This is a genomic window from Asaia spathodeae NBRC 105894 (assembly GCF_025994195.1).
Lineage (GTDB): Bacteria > Pseudomonadota > Alphaproteobacteria > Acetobacterales > Acetobacteraceae > Asaia > Asaia siamensis.
Genome location: NZ_BAPY01000005.1, coordinates 161,128 through 183,561 on the forward strand (window position 1 = coordinate 161,128; position 22,434 = coordinate 183,561).

General features: G+C 60.6%; 20 protein-coding genes. 7 read left to right on the forward strand and 13 right to left on the reverse strand.

The features are described 5' to 3' along the window. Window positions 1-525 precede the first annotated feature (525 nt). Complete coding sequence (locus AA105894_RS05325; protein WP_267310804.1) at window positions 526-741, reverse strand: hypothetical protein; 216 nt, start codon at window positions 739-741, stop codon at window positions 526-528. Between the two features lie 536 nt (window positions 742-1,277). Here AA105894_RS05325 and AA105894_RS05330 point away from each other — a divergent pair. Continuing rightward, window positions 1,278-2,624 carry a sugar porter family MFS transporter gene (locus AA105894_RS05330; RefSeq protein ID WP_267310805.1) on the forward strand — a complete coding sequence of 449 codons (1,347 nt, stop codon included), beginning with the start codon at window positions 1,278-1,280 and terminating at the stop codon, window positions 2,622-2,624. A 103-nt stretch (window positions 2,625-2,727) separates the two neighbouring features. After that, window positions 2,728-3,891, forward strand: a complete 1,164-nt coding sequence (locus AA105894_RS05335) for a bifunctional 2-C-methyl-D-erythritol 4-phosphate cytidylyltransferase/2-C-methyl-D-erythritol 2,4-cyclodiphosphate synthase (RefSeq protein ID WP_267311029.1) — start codon at window positions 2,728-2,730, stop codon at window positions 3,889-3,891. A 410-nt stretch (window positions 3,892-4,301) separates the two neighbouring features. On the opposite strand, the gene AA105894_RS05340 is transcribed toward AA105894_RS05335, so the two are convergent. The 10 genes from AA105894_RS05340 to aat all read right to left on the reverse strand — a co-directional run bounded on the left by AA105894_RS05340 (window position 4,302) and on the right by aat (window position 16,222). Next, window positions 4,302-5,033, reverse strand: a complete 732-nt coding sequence (locus AA105894_RS05340; RefSeq protein ID WP_267310806.1) for an ATP12 family chaperone protein — start codon at window positions 5,031-5,033, stop codon at window positions 4,302-4,304. Beyond that, complete coding sequence (locus tag AA105894_RS05345) at window positions 5,030-7,522, reverse strand: AsmA family protein (RefSeq protein ID WP_267310807.1); 2,493 nt, start codon at window positions 7,520-7,522, stop codon at window positions 5,030-5,032. Before AA105894_RS05345 ends, AA105894_RS05340 begins: the two co-directional genes overlap by 4 nt. After that, the gene (locus AA105894_RS05350) at window positions 7,519-8,514 is read right to left on the reverse strand and encodes an RluA family pseudouridine synthase (protein ID WP_188424985.1); all 996 of its coding nucleotides are present in this window, start codon (window positions 8,512-8,514) and stop codon (window positions 7,519-7,521) included. Before AA105894_RS05350 ends, AA105894_RS05345 begins: the two co-directional genes overlap by 4 nt. Continuing rightward, window positions 8,511-9,896 (reverse strand): replication-associated recombination protein A, encoded by a 1,386-nt coding sequence (locus AA105894_RS05355; protein ID WP_267310808.1) that lies wholly within the window; start codon window positions 9,894-9,896, stop codon window positions 8,511-8,513. The genes AA105894_RS05350 and AA105894_RS05355 overlap by 4 nt, the downstream gene beginning before the upstream one ends. Before the next feature lie 78 nt (window positions 9,897-9,974). Then, window positions 9,975-13,187, reverse strand: a complete 3,213-nt coding sequence (locus tag AA105894_RS05360; protein WP_267310809.1) for an AsmA-like C-terminal region-containing protein — start codon at window positions 13,185-13,187, stop codon at window positions 9,975-9,977. A 15-nt stretch (window positions 13,188-13,202) separates the two neighbouring features. Next, window positions 13,203-13,664 (reverse strand): thioredoxin-dependent thiol peroxidase, encoded by a 462-nt coding sequence (bcp, locus tag AA105894_RS05365; protein ID WP_188424979.1) that lies wholly within the window; start codon window positions 13,662-13,664, stop codon window positions 13,203-13,205. 21 nt (window positions 13,665-13,685) lie between these two features. After that, window positions 13,686-14,054: a hypothetical protein gene (locus tag AA105894_RS05370; protein WP_188424977.1), complete on the reverse strand. Its 369-nt coding sequence runs from the start codon at window positions 14,052-14,054 to the stop codon at window positions 13,686-13,688. 169 nt (window positions 14,055-14,223) lie between these two features. Further along, a complete protein-coding gene (locus AA105894_RS05375; protein WP_267310810.1) occupies window positions 14,224-14,820 on the reverse strand; it encodes a hypothetical protein in 597 nt (198 codons plus the stop codon). A 2-nt stretch (window positions 14,821-14,822) separates the two neighbouring features. Then, on the reverse strand, window positions 14,823-15,455 hold the full coding sequence (locus AA105894_RS05380) for a DUF4412 domain-containing protein (RefSeq protein ID WP_267310811.1): 633 nt from the start codon (window positions 15,453-15,455) through the stop codon (window positions 14,823-14,825). A gap of 20 nt (window positions 15,456-15,475) precedes the next feature. Then, window positions 15,476-16,222 (reverse strand): leucyl/phenylalanyl-tRNA--protein transferase, encoded by a 747-nt coding sequence (aat, locus tag AA105894_RS05385; protein WP_373316733.1) that lies wholly within the window; start codon window positions 16,220-16,222, stop codon window positions 15,476-15,478. Between the two features lie 40 nt (window positions 16,223-16,262). On the opposite strand from aat, the gene AA105894_RS05390 reads away from it, so the two are divergent. Continuing rightward, window positions 16,263-16,427, forward strand: coding sequence for a hypothetical protein (locus tag AA105894_RS05390; protein WP_267310813.1), 165 nt, complete (start codon window positions 16,263-16,265; stop codon window positions 16,425-16,427). 161 nt (window positions 16,428-16,588) lie between these two features. Here the strand turns inward: AA105894_RS05390 and AA105894_RS05395 are convergent, their stop codons facing one another. Continuing rightward, window positions 16,589-17,425 (reverse strand): EcsC family protein, encoded by an 837-nt coding sequence (locus AA105894_RS05395; protein ID WP_188424966.1) that lies wholly within the window; start codon window positions 17,423-17,425, stop codon window positions 16,589-16,591. 215 nt (window positions 17,426-17,640) lie between these two features. On the opposite strand from AA105894_RS05395, the gene AA105894_RS05400 reads away from it, so the two are divergent. The 4 genes from AA105894_RS05400 to AA105894_RS05415 all read left to right on the forward strand — a co-directional run bounded on the left by AA105894_RS05400 (window position 17,641) and on the right by AA105894_RS05415 (window position 21,103). Next, the gene (locus AA105894_RS05400) at window positions 17,641-18,123 is read left to right on the forward strand and encodes a hypothetical protein (RefSeq protein ID WP_267310814.1); all 483 of its coding nucleotides are present in this window, start codon (window positions 17,641-17,643) and stop codon (window positions 18,121-18,123) included. Between the two features lie 5 nt (window positions 18,124-18,128). Next, the gene (locus tag AA105894_RS05405; protein WP_267310815.1) at window positions 18,129-19,511 is read left to right on the forward strand and encodes an NAD-dependent succinate-semialdehyde dehydrogenase; all 1,383 of its coding nucleotides are present in this window, start codon (window positions 18,129-18,131) and stop codon (window positions 19,509-19,511) included. Window positions 19,512-19,673: 162 nt separating this feature from the next. Continuing rightward, window positions 19,674-20,285 (forward strand): PadR family transcriptional regulator, encoded by a 612-nt coding sequence (locus tag AA105894_RS05410; RefSeq protein WP_267310816.1) that lies wholly within the window; start codon window positions 19,674-19,676, stop codon window positions 20,283-20,285. Continuing rightward, window positions 20,282-21,103, forward strand: coding sequence for a siderophore-interacting protein (locus AA105894_RS05415; protein WP_267310817.1), 822 nt, complete (start codon window positions 20,282-20,284; stop codon window positions 21,101-21,103). The genes AA105894_RS05410 and AA105894_RS05415 overlap by 4 nt, the downstream gene beginning before the upstream one ends. Before the next feature lie 36 nt (window positions 21,104-21,139). On the opposite strand, the gene AA105894_RS05420 is transcribed toward AA105894_RS05415, so the two are convergent. Then, complete coding sequence (locus AA105894_RS05420; protein WP_267310818.1) at window positions 21,140-22,336, reverse strand: phytanoyl-CoA dioxygenase family protein; 1,197 nt, start codon at window positions 22,334-22,336, stop codon at window positions 21,140-21,142. Between the last annotated feature and the right edge of the window lie 98 nt (window positions 22,337-22,434).

The window sequence follows — 22,434 nt, forward strand, 5'->3', positions numbered from 1 at the left end:
CAGCATCGACGGAGAACGTCGAGAAGATGTTGCCTCGGTAGAAACACCAAGATGGCGCCCATCGAAGGCAATCATTCTACCATCCGGGATCAAGCGTAACGTCACGGCACGGATGCTATCCGAGGATAGGCTGGCTGATGGCAGCGGGTAGAAACGACTCCCAGAAAAGAAATAAATCCCTCTAATCGTCGATAAGTAGAGATATCCCTGATAATCCTGCGACATGTCAAAGATGTAGGAATTCTCGATACCGTTCTTCTGTGAGAACCGCGCCATTCCGAGCGCCATATCGCCAGAACTTGTCGGCGATGCCTGGCTTGGCTCGATGAAGGGCACAGTCGAAACCAACGCGCATAACAGGTGCAACGTGCGATAAAAGGCTGCCAGTAATCCTGGGATACTGGCTCCCTTTTCACCGATCTCGACCGTCGGAGATATCAGCGCCTAACCCTCACCATATGGACAGTGCAATTCCATAGACATGTTAGGCGATCTCATCTCCAAGGTCGTTAAAAACCCGCTATCTTACCCGTTTTGAGCGACGCAGTAACCGTTGATTGTGCAGGGGTCGGTGTTCGTGCCCTTCTCGGGACGCGGGCCGGTCAGAGCGATACGCGCACCGTCATTCTTGTTGGCATGAACTGCGACAGCATTCGCAGGCAATACCTGACTGGCAGCGGCAACAGAACCAGCAAAAACGAGAACCGAAAGACCACGCGAAACAATTGCGGAAATGTTCATGATATCGTTTCTTTCTAACAAGTAAGCATCATTGCTTGACCCATAGATATGAGAGATACCAAACACTGTCTCGACTAGTTATCGAATGGCACTACGTAAGAGTTGTGAAAAAATTAAATACTATATATTTATAGAATAAAAGTTTTAATTTTTGTTATCATTTTATTTACGTTTTTGATCTGTCATATTTGACAAAATAAGACTCATTCATTTGGTTATATTAAAGATAAATACGTTACTTCTCTTTTTTATGATAAATTAATTCACTATTCAGCCGGCCTCACAGCGGCTTCTGAGAGCACCGCGATGTTGCGATTTATCGGACACACTCACTGGCCCATGTTATGGGTCACAACGAATTTGGTTTGAAATAACGTCTTGCCTGCTAGAATGTCACATCTATCCTGGGCCCTCCCGTGTTGTGCAAAAGGGCTTTCACACGACACACACCCAGGTTTTCTCGTCTAAGGTCCCTTCATATGAGTCATGGTTCTCCTTCTGCTCCAGGCGAAGCGAAAGTTCCGCTGGTAGGAAAAATGATGCTCGCAGCAATTCTGGCCGCTGTGGCCGGATTGATGTTCGGGCTCGATATCGGTGTGATTTCCGGAGCGCTCGGCTTCATCACCAAGGAATTCAACGCCAGCGTTCCCGCGCAGGAATGGATCGTCTCTTCAATGATGGTCGGCGCCGCATTCGGCGCTCTCTGCGCCGGTCGGCTGTCCTACTCCATCGGCCGCAAACGCGCTCTGGTTCTCAGCGCGGCGTTGTTCATGATCGGCGCCCTGTGCTGCGTCGGCGCGAACTCGGCCACGATGCTGATTGTCGCTCGCGCCATTCTCGGCCTCGCGATCGGCATAGCGAGCTTCGTTGCCCCTCTGTATATTTCGGAGGTTGCTGACGAGCAGCACCGTGGAAGCCTGATTTCGGTCTACCAGCTCATGATCACGATCGGGATTCTGCTGGCATTCGTGTCTGACGCCATTTTCGCCTATCGTGGCGCCTGGCGCTGGATGCTGGGTATTGTCGCCGTTCCGGGCGCCTTCTTCCTGATCGGATCGCTGTTCCTGCCGGACAGCCCGCGCTGGCTGATGCTGCGTGGCCGTCACGATGAGGCGCTTGAAACCCTCACGGCACTCCGTCCGTCGCGTGAAGAAGCCGAAGGCGAGATCAGGGATATTCAGGAAGGCCTGAAGCAGAAGCAGCGCGGCTTTTCGATGTTCCTCGAAAACCCGAACTTCCGCCGCTCGGTCATGCTCGGCATCGGCCTCCAGATCGTGCAGCAGCTCACCGGCATCAACGTCGTCATGTATTACGCCCCGCGTATCTTCGAAGTGGCCGGGTTTGGTCAGGACGGCCAGATGTGGGGTACGGCCATCGTTGGTCTTGTGAACATGCTCGCCACCTTCATCGCCATCGGCTTCGTCGATCGCTGGGGCCGTCGCCCGATGCTGATCGCCGGCTTCATCATCATGGCCATCGGCATGGGTGCCCTTGCGGTTCTTCTCTCGCTCGGACAGGATTCGAGCACGCTGATGCATTACCTCTCGGTTGCCGTACTGCTGCTCTTCATCACCGGCTTCGCCTTCTCGGCAGGTCCGCTGATCTGGGTGCTCTGCGCCGAGGTCCAGCCGCTTCAGGGCCGCGATTTCGGTATCGCCTGCTCGACCTTCACCAACTGGATCGCCAATATGGCGGTCGGATCGACCTTCCTGACGCTGCTTGGCGCTCTGGGCCCGTCGCATACGTTCTGGCTTTATGCCGCCCTTAACGGCGTCTTCATTCTCGTGACTCTCGCCTTCGTGCCCGAGACACGCGGTGTTACGCTCGAATCCCTCGAGCACAAGCTCAACCAGGGCGTCAGACTACGCGATATCGGCCGCTGACCGCCGACTGAAACGACCTGTTTCAAAGTTGAGGCCCCGCAGTTTCTGCGGGGCTTTTTCTTGGCTTGACGTGCAGGTGACAAATCCGCATTCCCTGAACACCATGCGTATTGCCGCCATCCTCCTCGCCGCCGGTTCCGGTCGCCGCTTCGCTGATGCCAGCGTCGCCGCCACCGCCGGCCTCGCCGCCATGCCGAAGCAGTATATGCTGCTCGGGGGCAAGACAGTCATTCGTCATGCAGCCGAAGCGCTGCGCGACCATGTGACCCTCATCCAGCCGGTCGGAGACGATCCGCTCCTTCTGCAGGCGCTCGACGGCCTCGAGACCCTGCCCCCGGTCGCTGGTGGGCGGGAGCGTCAGGACAGCGTCCGTGCCGGGCTCGAAGCCCTCGCGCAGCTCACCGAACCACCCGATCTGGTACTGGTTCATGACGGCGCCCGTCCCTATGTCCCTGCAGACGTCGTGCGCAACGTGCTGTCGGCTCTTGAGCGCCATCCCGGCGCCATCCCGGCGGTTGCCGTTGCTGATACGCTCAAGCGCGGTCGCGACGGCCTGGTGGATACAACCGTATGCCGCGAATCGCTATGGCGTGCCCAGACGCCACAGGGCTTCCACTTCCCGCTCCTGCTGGACCTGCATCGCACCCATCAGGGTCCGGTGACGGATGATGCTGCCCTTCTCGAAGCGGCCGGCCACCCCGTCGCTCTGGTTCAGGGAGCCGAAGACAATATCAAACTGACCCTACCGGAGGACCTCGTGCGTCTGGAACGACTGCTCGGCTCGACCCCACTCCCGCGCACCGGGCTGGGCTATGATGTTCATGCCTTCGAGACAGGGCGCCCCCTGATCCTTTGTGGCATCACCATCCCCCATGATCGCGGCCTTGCGGGTCATTCGGATGCCGATGTCGGCATTCATACGCTGTGTGACGCCATCTATGGCGCGCTGGCCGAGGGCGATATCGGGCGGCATTTTCCTCCTACCGACAATGAATGGAAGGACATGGATTCGGCCCGCTTCCTGATCCATGCCGGTGAGCGTATCCGCCAGCGCGGCGGAATGCTGATCAACGCCGATGTCACGCTCATCTGCGAGCGCCCGAAGATCGGCCCGCACGCGCAGGCCATGCGTGAGCGCCTTGCTGCCCTGCTTCAGGTCGATGTGGAGCGGATTTCGGTCAAGGCCACCACGTCCGAACGCCTCGGCTTCACAGGGCGCGAGGAAGGCATTGCTGCGACCGCAGTTGCGACCGTTCTGGTGCCCTGAGAAAGGCCCCTTCCAGAACAGTCAGAGCGCAAAAAAAGCCCGGTATCAGCCGGGCTTTTTCATTGGCGGTGACTCTTGCAACCAAACCCGGAAATCGCCCGGTCCTATCCCTTGATGGCGCAGATGATAACGATGACCGGCGTTGCAGCAAGGAGAAGCCATACGTTCTGTACGCAGCGCGCCACGAAATGAGCGGATCTCACCTTGAAAGGGATTCTGCGGATAAGAGCTTCTGCCGAGATGTTGTCTTCGATTACAGCGTGAATACGAGAAGACATCGATCATCCTTCCATGATAACGCCTGGTTACCTGATCAGTTCTAGTCATCACCCCAAGACCAGTCGAGTAACCAATGGTCACCTAATGTGATGGCTGGCGTGATCAGGAATTAGGCAGCAATCGTGGCGAAATCATGCCTCGTTTGACGCTTTTTCATGCGAAAGGGTAACAAAGTCCAAGGCCGCACTCATATCGTCGGCATTGCGCCCCATTTCCTGAAGAAGCGCGTCATCTTCGCCCCATTGCGCCATCTGGTGACGCTCCTCAACGCTCGCCATGGCACAGGCCGAGACCACATCGATCCATCCCTCTGCCAGACCGATCGCCAGGATGAGACTCCCTGTCGCCGGGGCACAGACTGCCGCACAGGTCAGCGCTGCATCATCGAGTCCATCAAGAGCGGCCGCATACGCACCCTGCACCTCGATTCCAGCATGACTGGGCAGGAGACTTCTCGTGATCGGCGGCCTGACGCCGTAGCGGGCCTCGAACAGATCGAGAACCGGATCAAAAAGTGCATCCTGCTCGCGTCCGAGGGTTCCAGTCGCGCGATAGCAGAGCAGATCGCTCTCACCATAGGCCATCAGCCCACCAATGATCTGCTGACGGTCTGGTGCAATACGCTCGATCTGCGTCCCTGCCATCTGCGTCAGAGGCAGGTCGCTGGTTCTGAACGCTGCGCCGGGCACAATGCTGCGCCACTCTTCTGCGATACGGTCAGCCAGCGCTCTTGAAGCCACGATAAGCGGGTTGCCCCCCGGCAAACGAAAGGAGCGCCCATCGAGGCGTATCTCGTGACCCGGAGGCACCGCGCTCGGTACGACGTGAACCTCTTTCCAGAAGCGTTTGATTGTCTGGCTCAATGCAGCAGCCCCAGCCCATGAAGAAGTTCGGAAGCCTTGTTATGCTTCTTGCGTTCAGGTGCAGCCTCGCCCGGCAGGTTCTCACGAGCGGCCTCAAGCACAGCCGGACAGGTATCGGGCTCGCTACCGCCAATTGTCAGCTCGAAGCGTCCACCGGTGTTCGTTTCCTGCTTCGCCTTGGGGGCATCGAGGGTGCCCGTCACCAGCACAGGCGTTGAGGCGCCGGTACCAGCGATGCCGATACGCGGCAGAAGATGCAGATCGAGTGTCTGGTCGACCAGACCATAGCTGCCATGGCCGGACAGGCTCAGAGCCCCTGCTTCCATACCAAGCGTATCGAACTGCGCGCGACCATCGACGAAACTGGCATGAAGCCCGAGGCAACGCACCGAGAGATTGTCATGCGGCAGCAATGCCCTAACCGAATCGCCAAGATAGGGGCCGAGCGGGCCGGTCGCGATCGAACCGCCCACCATCGAGAGACCCAGATGGCCCGTAAGCGTTGCGATCAGCGACGATCTGGTATCGCCATGGGCTTCCAGCTGCCCCACGAGCATCAGCGGCCCACGGAAAAACCCGGGCATGGCGAGCAGATTCTGGGCCAGCGTTGCAGGAAACAGGAGGGGGGTCAGAGAGAGGATCAATGATGCAGGCTTGACGCTCATGTCATAGACCGCCCGCCCCGAGAGGGTCATGCCATTCCCGCTCCCCTTGACCGAATCGAGCGACAGTTTTCCCGATTCCAGACGCGCCTGAGCAGAGATCCCGCTGTAATCGGCAGTATTGAAACGCACCGTATCGGCGGAGATATCCAGCGTCCCGCGCCCTGTCGACACGAGCCGCGACCAGGAAAATGCGTCCGTTGCAGGGGGAGCTGATACTGAATCCTGCCCTGCCGCTGCGCTCGCCTGAGGGGAAGCGCCAGCTGAAGGAGCCTGCTGCTGCGGCGCGGTTAGAGAAGCGACGGGGCCAGGCAGAGCCGGCTGAGCCTGCGTGCTAGGCTGCGCGGCCTTGGGTCTGGTCCAGAGCGCGGCCAGTGCATCGAGATCGAGATGCTGGAAATGCAGCTTGCCCTCCATCTCGGGCTGAGCCTCGTTCTGTGCCGCGGCATCGAGAACCGCAGTCGCCTCATGACTGTTCAGCGTGAACGCCTTGAGCGTCATCCGACCCGATACATCACGCTCGAAGGCGCCTTTGAGCGTGACGTCATGCAGGGCTGACTGGCGCAATGGCAGGGTATCAGCCCCACCGTCCAGTGACAGCGCGGTCCGGGAGGCACCGATCTGACCCGCAACATGGCCGTGAAGGCCCTCGGCTTTGCCCAGTCGATTGGCTTCACGCAGATCGAGCGAAACAGCGAGAGGCGTTTCGAGCGCCGTCTGCCAGGAAGTCCCTGCCTGAGCCAGCGTACCGAATGCGCCCTGAACCGCGAGCGCCGGCATCGGCCCCTGCACGGTGGCGGTTACGGTCAGAGCAGACGAGAGGGTCTCGGCATCGGCATGAAGAGCCGAAACCGACAGACCATGCGAGGGAGGGGCCGATTCGAGATGAAGATGAACGTGGTTTACGCCCAGTCGCGTGAGATCGAGCTTCTGCCCGTCGCTCTGCGGATCTGCGTCGAAAATCCCGATTTCACCCCCCAGCCCCGTGATTGCGGGCAGGTTGGCATTGGGGAAGAGCATCTCGGCATCCTTGAGCGAGGCCATCTCGCCCCGCAACACACCGGAAAACCCGCGCATATGGCGCATATCGCTGATCTGGCCGTCGAAATTAAGCCAGTCCTGCGGCTTGCTTTCCTTGCCCAAAGTGGCACCCAGGCTGAGCGCCCAAGGGGGATTGGCGCCCTGAAACAGGGAAAGCGGGCCGATATGGCCGTTTACCCGAAATGGCATCTCGCCATGCGTGCCATGGATATCGAGATAGGGGGCGCTCGAAGCAAGACCATCGAATTCTGCATGAGTGATCGTCACCGAGCCGCCGTGATGGGCAAAGCGATCGTCCAGAGAGAAGGCCATGCGATCAAGCTTCGCCGAACCGATTTTGAGGCTCCAACGCGCGGTCGGATGAGAGGGCCTGGCCGAACCCGTCGCCTTGTCGGCTGGCTCAGCATGGAAATCCCAGTTCGCCTGACCTGCCTCATCACGATGCAGGACAACCGCGCCACGTTGCAGGGTCACATTTTCCAGACGGATCTCCCGCCACAGAAGCGGGATGAGCGCCACTGAGGCGCGAATATCGCGCGCCTGCAACATGGGTGTGTTTGCCGCCCCCCCGATATCAGAGAAGGCAACCTCATGCGCGCTCACGCTCGGCCAGGGCAGAATGCCCACCGAGAACCGCGCCATGGTCAGATCGCGTCCGGTCTGGCGCTTGACCGCAGCAATGACGTCGGATTTCAGATTCGAGCGATCGATCAGAAAATCGGCCGAAACGGCCAGACCGGTCGCCAGCACGAGAAGGACGATCAGTACTGCAGCCAGACGCTTCATTTTCTGACTCCCTTGAAGCCGATACGCTCAGGTTTGGGCGTATCGCCCGGAGTAAAGCCGAGATCCTTGAATGTCGTGCGCATATGCGGCGGCAAGGGGGCCGCTACACGCAGGCGCCCACCCGCCGGATGCGGAAATTCGAGAGACCGGGCGTGCAGATGCAGCCGATCGACGAAACCTTCCATATGCGCGGCCTTGCCGCCATATTTCGGGTCGCCGAGAATAGGCGTGCCAAGTGTCTCGCAATGCACGCGCAGCTGATGCGTGCGCCCGGTCAGGGGCTTGAGCGCCAGCCAGGACAGTCTCTTGCCGGCCGCATCGACGACTTCATAATCGGTCTTGGCGACCATGGCGTCTTCGTCTTCACGGGTTGCGGCGATCATCAGCGAGCCGTTACCGGCCCCGAGCTTGGCCAGAGGCTGGTCGATGACACCAGAGCCCGGCATCGGGCGACCGACGACGATTGCCCAATAGGTCTTGTCCACATCACGCCCGCGAAACGCTGCTGCGAGCTTGGCGGCAACACCCGGGGTACGGGCGAGAAGCAGCAACCCCGACGTGTCGCGGTCGATGCGATGCACCAGGCGCGGGCGGTCATGCAATTCGCCACGCAGACCATCGAGCATCATGTCGATATGCTTGGTGATGCCAGGACCACCCTGGGTGGCCAGGCCGGAGGGCTTGTCGAGCACGATCACATGGTCGTCGCGATAGATCACCATGCGCTCGATCTCGCGCGCCAGCTGCGGGTCGAGAGGAGCGGGACGATCGGACTGGGGCGCTGTCGGCGCAGGCAACGGCGGAATACGCAGGCTCTGACCGGGGGCGAGACGGCTGGCACCGGTCACGCGCTTGCCATCAAGGCGCACCTGCCCGGTGCGACACAGCTTTTGCAGCGCACCCTGGGTGAGATCGGGGAAATGGCGGCGAAACCAGCGATCGAGGCGCATATCGGCCTCGTCTTCACTGACAATACGGGTTGTGACACTCATGGGCGACGGCTTGCCCGTATTGCGGCCTGCCTGTCCAGATTTTTTCTGATCTCCCGCTCCTGCCCGCGGTCGGTCGGCTGGTAAAGCGCCACGCGCTCCATCTCATCGGGAAAGTAATTTTGACCCGAAAACCCCTCTTCCGTATCATGGTCGTATTCATAGCCTTTGCCGTAACCGATGCTCTTCATCAGCTTGGTCGGGGCATTGCGAATGTGATGCGGCGGCCCAAGACTGCCTGTCTCGCGGGCCAGTTTGCGTGCCTGATTATAGGCCCGATAGACCGCATTCGACTTTGGCGCCGTGGCGAGATGAACGACGAGCTGCGCCAGAGCCAGCTCCCCTTCCGGGCTGCCGAGGCGCTCATAGGTTTCCCACGCCGCCACGGCCAGAGGGAGCGCCGAAGGATCGGCCATCCCCACATCCTCAGCGGCAAAACGCGTCAGGCGTCTGGCGATATAGCGAGGGTCTTCCCCCCCTTCCAGCATACGGGCAAACCAGTAGAGACCTGCATCGGGGTCAGAACCGCGCAGCGATTTATGGAGCGCCGAGATGAGATTGTAATGCTCTTCGCGATCCTTGTCATAAAGCACCGCCCGGCGCGCGACCACGGTGGCCAGACCTGCCGTGTCGAGGCGCTCGCCCTCGGGCAGAGCCTGGATCTGCTCGACCAGATTAAGCAGATAGCGCCCGTCACCATCGGCCATGGCCCTGAGTGAAGACCGCCCGTCTTCCGTCAGCGGCAATGCCTTGCCTGCCTCCTGCTCGGCGCGCCGCAGCAGTTTTTCGAGCCCGGCATCATCCAGACGGTTGAGCACCAGAACCTGACAGCGCGAAAGCAGGGCGCCATTGAGGGCGAATGACGGATTCTCGGTTGTCGCTCCTAAGAGAATGACCGTTCCGCGCTCGACATAGGGCAGAAACCCGTCCTGCTGGGCGCGGTTGAAACGATGGATCTCGTCGACAAAGAGCAATGTGCCCCGCCCCGTCTCCTGCTGGAAACGCGAGGCGGTCTCGAAGGCTTTTTTCAGATCGGCGACGCCAGAGAAAACGGCAGAGATCTGCTCGAAACGCAGCTTGGCCTCCCGTGCCAGCAGACGGGCGATGGTTGTCTTGCCGCAACCTGGACCACCCCAGAGAATGAGGCTTGGCAGCGTATTGCGCCTGAGCATCTGCGCAAGCAGACCCGTCGGGCCGAGCAGATGATCCTGCCCGACGACTTCCGAAAGCTGTCTGGGGCGCAGGCGATCAGCCAGCGGCTGCGTCTGACGCGCCATCTCAGGCGCGGCCGATACGGTCGGTCGCTGTTGATGCGCCTGCACGGGAGCCTTGCCCTGACGGGGCGGCGGTGCGCCAAACAGATCTGCATTGCTGTCGTCGCGCATCGCGCCTCTCCCTGTTCTGCTGTCCGGAAACTGGCTGAAACGCGCCTCACCCGGACGGGCCTTGCGCCCTGCTGCCTGTTATTTGGCGAGCTGACGCATCACACCGGGTAATAGCATGGCAAAGGGATTGACCGAGAGTGCCGGATTGCCCGCCGTGCCCTTGACCGTAAATGTCGCAGCAAGAACCCCGCCCCCGGATTCGGGAGAGAAGAGCTTGCCTACATTGGGCAGGCGACCAGGTGCCGCGTTGATTCCGAAAACAGGTACCACCGTGCCCTGAAGATCAAGCTTGCCCTGATCGAGACCGATCTTGCCCTCGAGCGTGGCCCCGAGCGCCGGATTGCCAAGATGTCCATCATGGATGGTCATGACGTCATTGGTGATTTTGACCGGCAGATGCAGATGCTGCACCTCAAAACGGTCGCTGCTGGCCTGAGACCAGTTGAACACCGAAAGATGGGTCGCTGCCGTCAGCGCAGCCGGTGGCTGCCTGAAGGTGAAGGGGGAGACCGAAATGACCCCCTTGAAGGGCGGCAACTGACCTGTGCCACCATCCCCCACAGACCCGGCAATCTGGGCCTCTCCCCCCTCAAGCCTTTCCGTCATGCCGGTCTGGCTCAGCAGCGTGCCGAGATTATCGACATTGAGCTGCAGATACCGCCCGTCCTTATGGGGCGTCAGTTGCATCTGTACGGCGACAGGTTGCCTGAAAGAAAAATGCCCCTTCTCAAGGCGATGATTACGATGTTCGAGATGAGCCACCACACCGCCGAACGACCCGGTCTGGCTATAGAAGAGACGATCCGTCGCCAGATCGACATTCCATCGCATCTCCGCGGCTTCAGCCCCGGCAGGCCTGGGGCCTGACACAGGCCCCGAAGGACTGGCCTTGTCTGTGCCGGTCGTTTTCTTTGCGTCATCCCCGTGAAGCAGGGGCGCCAGATCGAGATCATGGGCATGCACATGCACATTGACGGGCGCGTTATCGAAACCAGGCAGCTCGATCACGGCATCCCCGTTCGACCGCCCGACAACGAAGTTATCGAGTGCAAGGCTTTTCACCTTCCCGTCGCTGACCAGCCCTCGCCCCTCGACATGCAGTTCGGGCCCTTCTGCCGCAATCTGGTCCAGAGCGACGATCTGCCCCTGTTTCAGCCCGATATGTGCGGCGGCGGTCGCCTTGTCGCCACGCGCCTTGCGCCAGACCGGAATGGACAGGGACGAGTCAGCAAGATCGAGCGATAAGTGCAGATCGGCACGTCCGTCGAAACGCGCCTTGTAATCGGCCACAAGCTGGGCCGTGCCATGAAAGAGGGACTGGCTGCCAATATGGGAACGCTGAAGCGCATCCTCGTCGAAAACCGAGACAGCGTGCACATCTTCACGCAACCCGCCGTCATGACTCAGAAAATTCTCTTCGAGCCGTGCCGTCGTCGGCACATTATCAAGCAGTCCCTCTCCTGTGAGGCTCAGATGACGTTCTGTCGCCTTCATCGTACCGCTGGCATTTGTCAGATCGCGCCCGAGCACGACATTGCCCAGCCCAACGTTCCGGAAACGCGCCTCGGCATTCACATGAATCTGGTCGTTCTCGATATGTGACGACAAAGGCAGCGTGATCTGTCCGGTGACTGTCACCGGGCCGGAGGGATGCGTGAAAGGCAACGGATGGCGCGAGAGAAGATGCAGTCGCGGATGCGCCAGCAGCCCCATATGGGCGGCGAGATCGCCAGACATGGCCAGATTGATCGTACCCATCTGATCGCGCGCCAGAAGATCGCTGATCAACATGCTTCCGCTATCGAGATGCAGAAGTGACGCGTTGGCCGCATCACCGCTGGGCTGGATTCCCCCAAGAAAATCAATCCTGAGCGTATCGGGTCCGGCGAAACTGAAACGTGCAGAGACATTGCGCGCCGGGGGGATGGGCCTCAGCCAGTTCACGACGGCATCTTTCACATCCAGCGTCGCCGCCGTCTGTATCGGCCGTATATGCGCCCAGCCCGAGTCGCTGTGAAGCGTCGCGTCGATTGAGAGATTGCTGCCTGTTCCCTCAGTGAGGTTACGCGTCACCCAGCGACGGGCGCCCTTCATCACGATAGCTGGCCAGATAGACGCGAGATGGGGCACATCGAGCGTCGTTGCCGAAGCAGAGACGTGGCCATCGATCTGTTTCGCCTGCATCAGGGAATCAACAGCGAGGGTTCCACTTGCCGCGAAATGCGTCGGGTGGCCCTGATCATCGATAAGCGTGATGCCTGCATGGAAATCGTCAAGAACAGCCTGTTTGCCCCTCAGGGCAAGATGCGCCGCCACACCCGCTTCAGAAACCTGCAGCGGTGAGCCTTCTTTCTGATCGATCTGCCCGGCACCGAAAGTGACTGAAAGCCGTGCCTCAGACAGGGGCAGGCTGCCATTGCGGACATGACCCGATGGCGGGATGACAACATGAGACTCGACCGTAACCGGCAGGCGCCATGATGTAGCGTGGGGCAGCAGCCCGGCAAAAAGCGCAGGCAATACAGGGCCAAGTTTCAGGTCCCAGGCAGTAGAACCACCCTCACCTGCAGCACCATGAGCCACGAAAATCATCCGGGGTGCCGAAGCCGGGCCGAAGGCCCCCTCGACCGTGCCAAGCCATTGCGACAGATCTGCCGAAGGTGGGCGGGACAGCGCAGCCCTTCTAATCTGAAGCGTCAGATCACCCGCCCCCTGCGCATGATCAGGAAGGGCATCGCGCAGGGTTATGCTGACATCATGCAGCGCTACCCCGTGCAGGAAATCGATCGAAAACCCGCCGGAATGGGAAGATCGGTGCACCGCGCCGGGCCAGTCGAGGTCGATCGACCCGTCCCACGATCGCTTGAGGATGATTCGAGCCCCGTCAAGCGCGATCGTTCTTGGCTCCAGACTACCGCGCAGAAGCGGCGCCATTCTGAAGGCCACAAGCGCATTCCGCGCAGCAAGTGTGGCCCTGCCATCCTGACGAAGGATACGGAGATCTTTCGCGTCGATGACCAGAAGAGGATGGATATGCCTCAGCCCGGGCTGCCAGCTCAGGAAAACCTGTTGCCAGATCAGCCTGCCCGCAGGGTGACCGGGCTGCTGCCCTGCCTGAATGGCCACGGGGGCAAAATGACGGGCGATGGCCGTCACATCCAGAGGTCCGGCAGAGAGGCGCCACAGAAGTGCGGCGCCCGCCACCAGCACCAGAGCCAGCGGCAGGATCAGAACAAGCGCCCCAAGACGGAACGCCCGCCAGGACGCACGATGGAAAAGATCGTGCGGCACTATTCTTTCAGAAACCTACAATTCGGAGGCGGCTTCTGTCACGAGCGCAACATGCTCGGCAGGTTTCACCTTGCGCCATATGGCGCGGATGACGCCATCGGCATCGACCAGAAAAGAGCTGCGCTCCATGCCGAAATAGGTCTTGCCGTAATTGGTCTTCTCTACCCAAGTGCCGTAACGATCGGCCAGCTCATGCTCGGCATCGCTGGCGAGCGTAAAGTCGAGCCCGTATTTCTTGGCGAAACGCTCCAGCTTTTCGACCGGGTCGGGGCTGATGCCGATGACCTTCAGCCCCAGAGTGCCAAGTGTCTGCTTTTGGTCGCGCAGGTCGCAGGCCTGGGTCGTGCATCCCGGCGTGTCGGCCTTGGGATAGAAATATACCAGATAGGGCTGCCCCTTGAGACCCTCGCTGTCGATGGTCTGACCACCGGCAGCGGGAAGGGAAAAAGCGGGCGCGCTATCGCCAATAGCTACCATGATGAAATCGAGACCTCGTGCTCAATATGCGGGATATGCCGGGTAGGAGGGATAGACCGCAACTGGCGGCGGGTAAACTACCCGCGGCGGGGGCTGATAAACGACTGGCGGGGGCGGTGCATAAACGACCGGCGGCGGGGGCGGTGCCACATAGGGACGCGCAATTGCGCCAATCACGGCACCACCGACAAGACCGCCGACCAGCCCACCGACAAAGGCATTGCCACCGCCACCGCGACGCCAGCCACGATCACCACGCCAACCGGGGCCACCACCGTGCCAGCCCGGGCCACCGCCCCAGCCATAGGGGTGAGCCTGAGCCAGGGGAGCGCCTCCCAGAAGACCTGCAAGAGGCAGAGCCGCGAGGCCAATTTTCAGGATATGACGCATTTGGAAACCTCCTCGACAGATCGGGCCAAACAGAGCGGCCGATCCGACATGAACGTTATACCCGCGATATGGTGTCGAATTTTGGACCGAACAGGACGAAAAACGGGCAGAAATGTAACATAATCGCGCAAAACGGCCCGTTTGCCGTCCCCAAGGCGCATGAAACAGCCTACTGGGCCAGTTTCATCGCATCGATTTCATGAAAGCCTTCCGGCTCCCTGAAGATTTCAGGCCCCTGGGGTGTCTCTGCATAAGCGACAGCACGAATGAGCGGCGCGCCATCATGCGTTGCCAGAAGCAGCACGCCGTTCTCGGCGTAACAGAAATCGGCAGTCCGACCGTCGGTATCGGTCGTGGTCCAGTGGGTGCAGGCCTGGTTCGCCACGCGATCCGCCACCCCTCTGATCCATTGGCCCGAAGCCCGCTGTCCGGGTGGCGCAAATTGCGAATCCGGTGCGCCCGAAACCGTGTAGGTTTTCTCGCGCGTATCGACCACAGACAGGCGATGGGCGCGATAATCGGTCAGCATGATGAGCCCCGTCGACGTCATGTCGAGACGCTGCTGCCAATGGGCCGCGTTCCAGCGCATACGCTGCGGATAGATGTGTCCGTCCGGCCCGGTGGCCTCATAGGTGACATCCACATCGACCTGAGGCGTCACATAAGGCGTGGTCGCGGCTGGTGGGGCAGCCTCATCGGCGAGAGCCGATGAGACCGCAGGAGAGAGCGCGGCAAGGGCAAGGCCGCAAAGGACTGAAGCCTTCATGATCACGGCTTGGCAGAGCTCTGCGGGCCGGCACCATGCGGGATCGGCATCTGGGCGGTGATCTGCTGATAATCGGAGGGGGGAACGAACAATGTCTCGGGAATCGGCCCATATGTGACCTTCTGCGCTTCAAGCTTGCCATGCAGCCCGTCCGCATCGACGCCTTCTTCGCTCAGGATAACCCCGTCTTCCGTGACGCAGGTCACCGCCTTGCCGTGGGTGGAGGTGATTGTCCATTTATTACAGGCAAGCCCTGCCACCGTGCCTGTACCATCGGGGGCATATTGCATCGACATATCGAGCATGAACGGGTTGCGCAGGCCGTGTTTGGGCGCAAAGCTCGTATAGACGCGCTGCTTGTGCATGATCAGCGTAACGCGCTGGGCAGGCCGGTCGAGAATGGTCGAACCCGCGTGGTCCGGTGCGTCGATGCGCAGCTTGTCGCCCTCGGCCTTGAACTGGACGATGGCCTCTACAGGCTTGGGCATTTTTTCCGGCTGCACCGAATAAACAACCGTGACGTCGCGAGAGGGCGAAAGTCGCGGATGCTGCTGCGCCAGAGCCGTGCCAGCCCCACCCGTGACAAGGGCGGCCAGCGAAAGCGCCGCGGCGCCCTTTACTTGGAACATCGACATTTTATTCCCTCCAATACGCCCTAGCGAGCGTCGATACCGTCACGAAGACGGATGATCTCCTGCCGGAGTCTGCCCAGCGTGACATCTTCATCCCACGATGCCTCAATCGCGACCGCGTGGTCCAGCATCAACCGATAGGCTGCATCAGGAACGGCAAGACAACCGAATGTTTCCAGATGCGCCGTTGGAAACTGCGTATCGAGCAGCGCGAATCCCGAACAGCGCAGTGAGGCAACCAGATGGACCAGCGCCACTTTCGAGGCATCCGTGCAGCGCGAAAACATGCTCTCACCGAAAAAGGCTGCACCCAGCTTCACGCCATAAAGCCCGCCAACCAGCCGGCCGTCACACCATGTCTCGATCGAATGGGCGTAGCCGAGGCGATGCAGAAGATCGTACTGCGCCTGCAGACGCCGGCTGATCCAGGTGCCGCCTCGCCCCGGTGTCTCGGCACAGCAGCGGATCACCTCATCGAAACAGCGATTGCTTGTGACGTCAAAACGCCCCTGAAGCACGGTGCGGGCCAGCCTGCGTGAAAGATGAAAGCGCGAATCGAGAGGGAGAACGCCGCGCTCGTACGGGCGGTGCCAGCTGATCTCCTCGGAATCGCGTGATTCGGACATTGGGAAAATTCCCTGCCGATACGCGCCCAGAAGATGCTGCGGGGTGATCGGATCAGGCGGCATGGCGGGCATTCTCCCAAAACGCAGTCCGATGGAACCCCGGGCGCCAATGCGGTTTATCATGGGCACCGACCGGCTCGTCATGGTAGGGCATCCCCCTCCCACCGCGAGATGGACTTTCTGTATGCCCCTCACCTTCGTTTATCTGATCGGTATGGCCCTTAGTGGTGTTCTCGCCTTTTTCGCCCCGCATTATCAGGGGCTGGCTTTTGTCATGACAGCGCTCTTTTCCATCCAGCTTGTTCCCGCCGGACTGCTCGAGGCCTTTCGCGCATCGCACCCGAAATAGGTCTGCCGCTGAGGGCTGGGTTTTCCCCCCTGCCCCCAGACAACAAGACGCTCGCGACCCACATCGGACCCTTATCTGGCGGGACAAACCCGCACAGGCTTTTCCGGATCCATGGCGTTCAGACCGTGAGATCTCACGCGGGAACCCCATAATGCGCGGCATCACGAGGTGGCGTCGGACGGCCCTGTGTGGCGCATGTGCTGGGCGGTATCGCGCACGATGGGCCCGTGCTGGCGCTCGAGACGCCTGATGGTGAACTGCGCCCGCGCTACAGCGCGATAATGGGACAGGAAGGCTGCGTTCAGCGATGCACCGCAAAGTGCGCCCGCCACAGGCACCATCTGCAGGGCGAATTTGCGCGACAGGCCGATTCCATAATGTGAGGCAACTTCGGCAATCAGCAGCACGATGGGCTTGCCGCGCATCAAGGCCCGCGCCGAGAAGAACCCGAGTTCACTCTCGTCACCCGCCTGACCAGCCAGGAAACCCTTCAGCGCGAAGACCTCGAGACAGGCACGACGCGTATCCTCATCGCTCAGATCCTCACCTTCTTCGCGTGCGACACGGGCAATTTCGCGCATGATCGTCAGGGTTGTGAACCCGATATCAGGCATGAGCCCGACAACACCGCCAAAACCACCGAGCGCGCCCGATACGGCGACAGCGGCTTGAGCTGCGGGATCACGCCATTTCGGCGCCTTGACCGGTGATTCCTGGGCCATACCCAGAATGGCGATGTCGAAAGCCCGCGTGATCGATGCCTCGGCCAGCCCCTGCAACTTGGCCTGGATATTGGGCGCCATGCCAAGGCCCTGCATACCCAGACGGGTCGCCTGACCGACGGCGCCGCCCATCAGGTCGGCCAGACGCACGAGCACACCGCGCCCGTGCTCTACCTTGGCCAGCGCAGACTGAAGCTGCGCCAGAGACTCGCTATCGAGGGAAAGCGGGGCGATTTCGCCGATTCCCGGGATTGTCGATCCGGTCGCTGAAGCCATGAATTCTGTTCTCCCTGAACTGAGCGCGCCTGCACGGCGAGGCCTGGCACGGGTGTGTGGACATAAGGTCCGTCGCACCCGACGCAACGCCTGACACACCCGGCAGTCACCAAAGTTTGTCGCGAGGCTGCTTTTTTTTCATCCTACAACGTCAGAAGAAAACGAAACAGCGGCTCCCCTGTTAGGTGGATGGATATCGCAAACAGGACACCCCGATGCTCAGGACATTCCCCCTTTACCGGTTCGGCCTCTGCATGACCGCACTGGCCGCCTCATTGCCTCTGGGCCTCGGAAGCGCTGCTGCCGATCCCGCGTCACAACTCCATGCCATGGAACGCCCGCTCACCCCGGTCGAAAAAGTCGCCCTGCCCGATGGTGGCGCGCCGCCGCCGCCCCATGGCTATGAGGTGACAGATGATTTTGACAATTCGTTGCGTGGCTATTCCTATACCGTCCGATCCCATCAGGCGCTCGGCCTGCCGGGGTCGGAAGCGCATCAATCCACCCAGTTGCCGAATGATGCACCGTCGCATTTCTCGTTTCTGGGCTGGCCGGTGAAATTCAATGCGCCGGTACGTCCACCCTATGAAAACTCGGCGTATCACAATTATGCCGGTTCACCGGGCAACGGGCAGACGGACGTGGTCGCGCAATCTGACGCCGCAGGCACGGCTTTATGGACCAACAACCAGAGGTAGAGATCATGACCAGCCCGCACCCCGATGACGGTGTCACAACAGTCAATCCGGCCAGTGGTGAAACCTTGGCGCATTATCCGTTTCTGACGGATGGCGCCCTGCAGGACGTGCTGCGACGCGTCGAGCGGGGTTTCGAGGGCTGGCGGGCCAAATCGCTCGGCGCACGCCTCGATCTTCTGCATCGCTTCGCCACCCGCCTGCGTGAACGCAAGGAAGAGCTGGCGCGTCTGGCCACGCTCGAGATGGGCAAATCGATCACCTCGGCGCGGGCTGAGATAGAGAAATGCGCTGCGGTGATCGACTGGTATGGCGAGCACGCTCCTGCCCTGCTGCGTGACAAGCCGATGCCCGTGCCCATGGGCGAGGCCCATCTCAGCTATGCGCCGACCGGCATCGTTCTGGCCGTGATGCCCTGGAATTTCCCCTACTGGCAGATCATCAGGGCGGCCGTGCCCATTCTGGTCGGGGGTAACGGCTTCATCGTCAAACCGGCGGAAAACACGCTGGGCTGTGGCCTGCTGCTCAACGAGATCGCGGCCGATTGCGACCTCGACGACGTCTTCATGAGCGCCAATCTCTCTCGCGAACAGACTGCCCATGTCATTGCGGATTCGCGCATCAGCGGCGTGACGGTGACAGGCAGCGTGCGTGTCGGGCGCATACTGGCCGGTATCGCCGGACAATATGGCAAGAAATCCCTGCTCGAGCTTGGCGGATCAGACCCGTTCATCGTGCTTGCCGATGCCGATCTCGACAAGGCCGTCGATGCCGCCGTGGCTGCCCGCTTTGCCAATTGCGGTCAGGTCTGCATTGCTGCCAAGCGCATCATTCTCGAGGCACCGATTGCCGAAGCCTTCAGCGAGAAGTTTCTTGCGAAAGTGCGTGCCCTCTCTCTCACCAACCCGTTGGATGATAACGCCTTCATTGGCCCCATGGCACGCGCTGACCTGCGCGACGGGCTGCATGAGCAGGTGCGTCGCAGCGTCGCTGAAGGGGCCCGGCTTGTGGTGGGTGGCGAACCGGTCGATCGCCCCGGCGCCTGGTACGAACCGACCGTGCTCGCCGGTGTCACACCTCAGATGACGGCTTTCCGGGAAGAGCTTTTCGGCCCGGTCGCCTGTCTGATCGAAGCACGCGATACCGATCACGCCATCGCTCTGGCCAATGACAGCGCCTATGGGCTGGGCGCCAGCCTCTGGACCCAGAACGCGGCGCTCGGTCAGGCGCTGTCGCGGCGTATCGAAGCGGGTGGGGTCTTCATCAACCGGGTTACCGCGTCTGACCCGGCCCTGCCTATCGGTGGTATCAAGGCCAGCGGCTATGGTCGCGAACTGACCGAACTCGGCCTCTACGAGTTCATGAACATCAAGACCGTCTGGGCCTGCTGAAGACTTCGCCCAGCCTCAGCCTGCCTTCTGGGGTGCTTCAGAAGGCAGGCCCCTTTCACCGACTGACGTCTGCCGGAACCTCTCTCAGACAGCAACTCGCGCAAAAACATCTTGCCTTATATCTTAAGATAATACACTCTTAAGATATAACAGGAGATACAAATGCCCTTTCGTCATCATCTACGCCATGTCTTCAGCCGTCACGACGGCTTCGGCGGCGGGTCAGGCCATCGTTTCGGCGGGCGGTTCGGTCGCCATCGCGGCGGCGATATTCCGAGCGGTCGCAAGCTCAGCGCAGAGGAATTGCAACTCGTGATTCTCGCCTTGCTGCAGGAGAGCCCTGCCCATGGCTATGAAGTCATCCGCAGGCTCGAGGAGCGGTCGAACGGCTTCTACAAGCCGAGCCCCGGCATGGTTTACCCGGCCCTGACCTATCTAGAGGAAATCGGCCTCGCCGCTGTCACGCAGGAAGGCACACGCAAGCTCTATACGATTACCGAACCCGGCGGGGCGCATCTGGCCAAAAACAAGGCAGAAGCCGACCGTATTCTCGATATCCTCGAGCGTATCGGCGCCCGCATGAGCGAGGTGCGCGAGGCTTTTGCCGGGTTGCACGATCTGGACCCTGAAGCCGCCGACGGTCTCCACAAGGCCCGGCATCTTCTCAAGACCACGCTTTACGCACGTCGCGGATGCAGCCCGATCGAGGCGCGTCGCATCGCGGCTATCCTGTCCCGTGCCGCTGCCGAGATTGCCGAAGGAGAGAGCGCATGACGCAGGACGGCCTGGCTCCCACAAAGATCCGTCATGCGCTGCGGCTCAGACGCATCACGGTCGCGCGGATCATTCCGCTTTCCGATACGATGCGCCGTATCGTCTTCACCGGCGAGGATCTGCATGACTTCGTGACCGCTGGCGTGGACGATCACGTCAAGCTGTTCTTCCCGCAGCCAGGCAGTGATACGCCGGTTCTGCCCGATCTGGGCGCCGACCGAAGCGCACCGCGTGACCCGCGCCTGATCGCGCGTGACTACACACCAAGACGTTTCGATGAAGAGACGCGCGAACTCATCATCGACTTCGTGCTGCATGATGAAGGCCCCGCCACGCAATGGGCTGCCCAGGCAAAGCCGGGCCATGTCCTGGGGATGGGGGGCCCCAAAGCCTCGCATATCGCGCCTGAGACGCTGACGACGCATCTGCTGATCGGTGATGATACCGCCCTGCCCGCCATCGCCCGCACCCTGGAGACCCTTGCGCCCAACCATCGGGCCATCGTCCTTCTGGACACGCGCGAGACCGAAAAGGCCTATCCGCTGGTCAGCCATGCCTGGATCGAGGTGCATCGTTGCGAAAAGGGTGGCGATGAGACGCTGCCAGACCTGCTGCGCCACGTGGTTCTGCCCTCGGTCGAAAAGCTCAATGTCTGGATTGCCGCCGAGATCGAGATCGCGCGCACGCTGCGCGATCATCTGGTCAATGAGGAAGCTGTACCTCGCACGCAGATACGCGCCGCTGGGTACTGGCGGCGGGGAGATGCTGCCGGAGGCGAGAGAATCACGGATCCAGAGGCAAAAAACGGTCGGGCATGAAAATGAGTGGGGCCCGACCAGCTTTCTGAATGCGTGTCAGCTCCGCGCGCTTTCGACGCGGGCGCCAAGCGCTGCGGCAAAACGCCTTTCATCCCAGTTCTCGCCCAGCGCCTGACGGCACAGATCCTGCTGGCTTTGCGGCGCCAGCCCCCCGATGGGCGGGTCACGGTCGAGATTGGTCGGAAAGGCATAGCCCTCGGCGCTCGCTGCAATAATGCGGTGTACCGCCGCCTCGCTCAGTGCCCCATCATGCAGCCTGCGTTGCAGCACCGGGTAAAGCGCGCACGCCATGCGTGCGCGATCGATGCTTTCCATCGCCCGTCCGAAAGGCGAGGAAACCTGCAACAGATTGGCCATGCGGCGTATCGAGCTGGACCGATTGTTTCCGGCTGCGTGAAAAAGCGCCGGACTGAAAAACACGGCATCTCCCTTTTGCAAGGGAAGTTGCAGATGATTGGCATCAAACCAGTCACGGATTTCCCGGGTCTGTGTGGCCAGATAGCCAGGACCGTATTTCTGGGTGAAAGGCATATAGAGCGTCGGCCCGCTCTCGAACGGCATGTCGCAATGGGCCACCGCCCCCTGGAGAGTGAGAAAGGGCGAAAACCCGTGGACATGAACCGGGTAGCGGCTCACCTGTGCCGGGGACTGGAACCCGAGATGATAATCGCGATGCACGCATTGAGCCGCACCACCAGGATTGACCACATTCACCTGTGAGGTGATCTGGTAGGCTGGTCCAAGCCAGGCCTCGCTGACAAGCGCAATCATGTCATTGGCATAATAGCGGGCAAAGCCATCCGGATCGAGAAGACACAGCTTTTCGAGCGCATTCCAGACACGATCATTGGCCCCGCTTTTTGCAAAATGATCGCCCGTCTCCATACCGTTGCGCTTTTCACTGGCGATCAGCTTCTCGAACTGGACCGTGGCATGATCCAGCACCTCGAGATCGTCGAAAGCCTTCTTGAGCACGATAATGCCGGGACCATCCTTCAGGACGCCGACCCATTCGGCCATGACAAGCTTCCTGCCTGCCTCCTCGGTTGTGAGACGGCGCAGGGCAGCACAATCGTAGAGCGGCACCTGCCCCCCACCTATATCGGCAGCAAGGGGATAATCCTCCAGTCCGACACGCTGCTTCGTCAGGGATGTCAGATCGTCCAGAATCGCTGAATCAGACGTATACCAGTTATGCTTTACCCGGTTTTCGGAAAGGGAATGATGGTTCACTTCGAAGCCTCCGGTCCTGCCCCGCTCTCTCCACCCTGAGCCCTTTGCCCAACGGTCCTGACGGGACGACAGAAGAAGATTACTTTTTGGTAATTGGC

Bases quoted from the DNA above. Each gene is read 5' to 3' on its own strand.
- AA105894_RS05350 (WP_188424985.1), bottom strand. From the start codon at position 8,514: ATGAGTGTCACAACCCGTATTGTCAGTGAAGACGAGGCCGATATGCGC.
- AA105894_RS05415 (WP_267310817.1), top strand. From the start codon at position 20,282: ATGACGCAGGACGGCCTGGCTCCCACAAAGATCCGTCATGCGCTGCGG.
- bcp (WP_188424979.1), bottom strand. From the start codon at position 13,664: ATGGTAGCTATTGGCGATAGCGCGCCCGCTTTTTCCCTTCCCGCTGCC.
- AA105894_RS05410 (WP_267310816.1), top strand. From the start codon at position 19,674: ATGCCCTTTCGTCATCATCTACGCCATGTCTTCAGCCGTCACGACGGC.
- AA105894_RS05390 (WP_267310813.1), top strand. From the start codon at position 16,263: ATGCCCCTCACCTTCGTTTATCTGATCGGTATGGCCCTTAGTGGTGTT.
- AA105894_RS05325 (WP_267310804.1), bottom strand. From the start codon at position 741: ATGAACATTTCCGCAATTGTTTCGCGTGGTCTTTCGGTTCTCGTTTTT.
- AA105894_RS05335 (WP_267311029.1), top strand. From the start codon at position 2,728: ATGCGTATTGCCGCCATCCTCCTCGCCGCCGGTTCCGGTCGCCGCTTC.
- AA105894_RS05370 (WP_188424977.1), bottom strand. From the start codon at position 14,054: ATGCGTCATATCCTGAAAATTGGCCTCGCGGCTCTGCCTCTTGCAGGT.
- AA105894_RS05380 (WP_267310811.1), bottom strand. From the start codon at position 15,455: ATGTCGATGTTCCAAGTAAAGGGCGCCGCGGCGCTTTCGCTGGCCGCC.
- AA105894_RS05400 (WP_267310814.1), top strand. From the start codon at position 17,641: ATGCTCAGGACATTCCCCCTTTACCGGTTCGGCCTCTGCATGACCGCA.
- AA105894_RS05405 (WP_267310815.1), top strand. From the start codon at position 18,129: ATGACCAGCCCGCACCCCGATGACGGTGTCACAACAGTCAATCCGGCC.
- AA105894_RS05395 (WP_188424966.1), bottom strand. From the start codon at position 17,425: ATGGCTTCAGCGACCGGATCGACAATCCCGGGAATCGGCGAAATCGCC.
- AA105894_RS05355 (WP_267310808.1), bottom strand. From the start codon at position 9,896: ATGCGCGACGACAGCAATGCAGATCTGTTTGGCGCACCGCCGCCCCGT.
- AA105894_RS05345 (WP_267310807.1), bottom strand. From the start codon at position 7,522: ATGAAGCGTCTGGCTGCAGTACTGATCGTCCTTCTCGTGCTGGCGACC.
- aat (WP_373316733.1), bottom strand. From the start codon at position 16,222: ATGACGAGCCGGTCGGTGCCCATGATAAACCGCATTGGCGCCCGGGGT.
- AA105894_RS05375 (WP_267310810.1), bottom strand. From the start codon at position 14,820: ATGAAGGCTTCAGTCCTTTGCGGCCTTGCCCTTGCCGCGCTCTCTCCT.
- AA105894_RS05330 (WP_267310805.1), top strand. From the start codon at position 1,278: ATGATGCTCGCAGCAATTCTGGCCGCTGTGGCCGGATTGATGTTCGGG.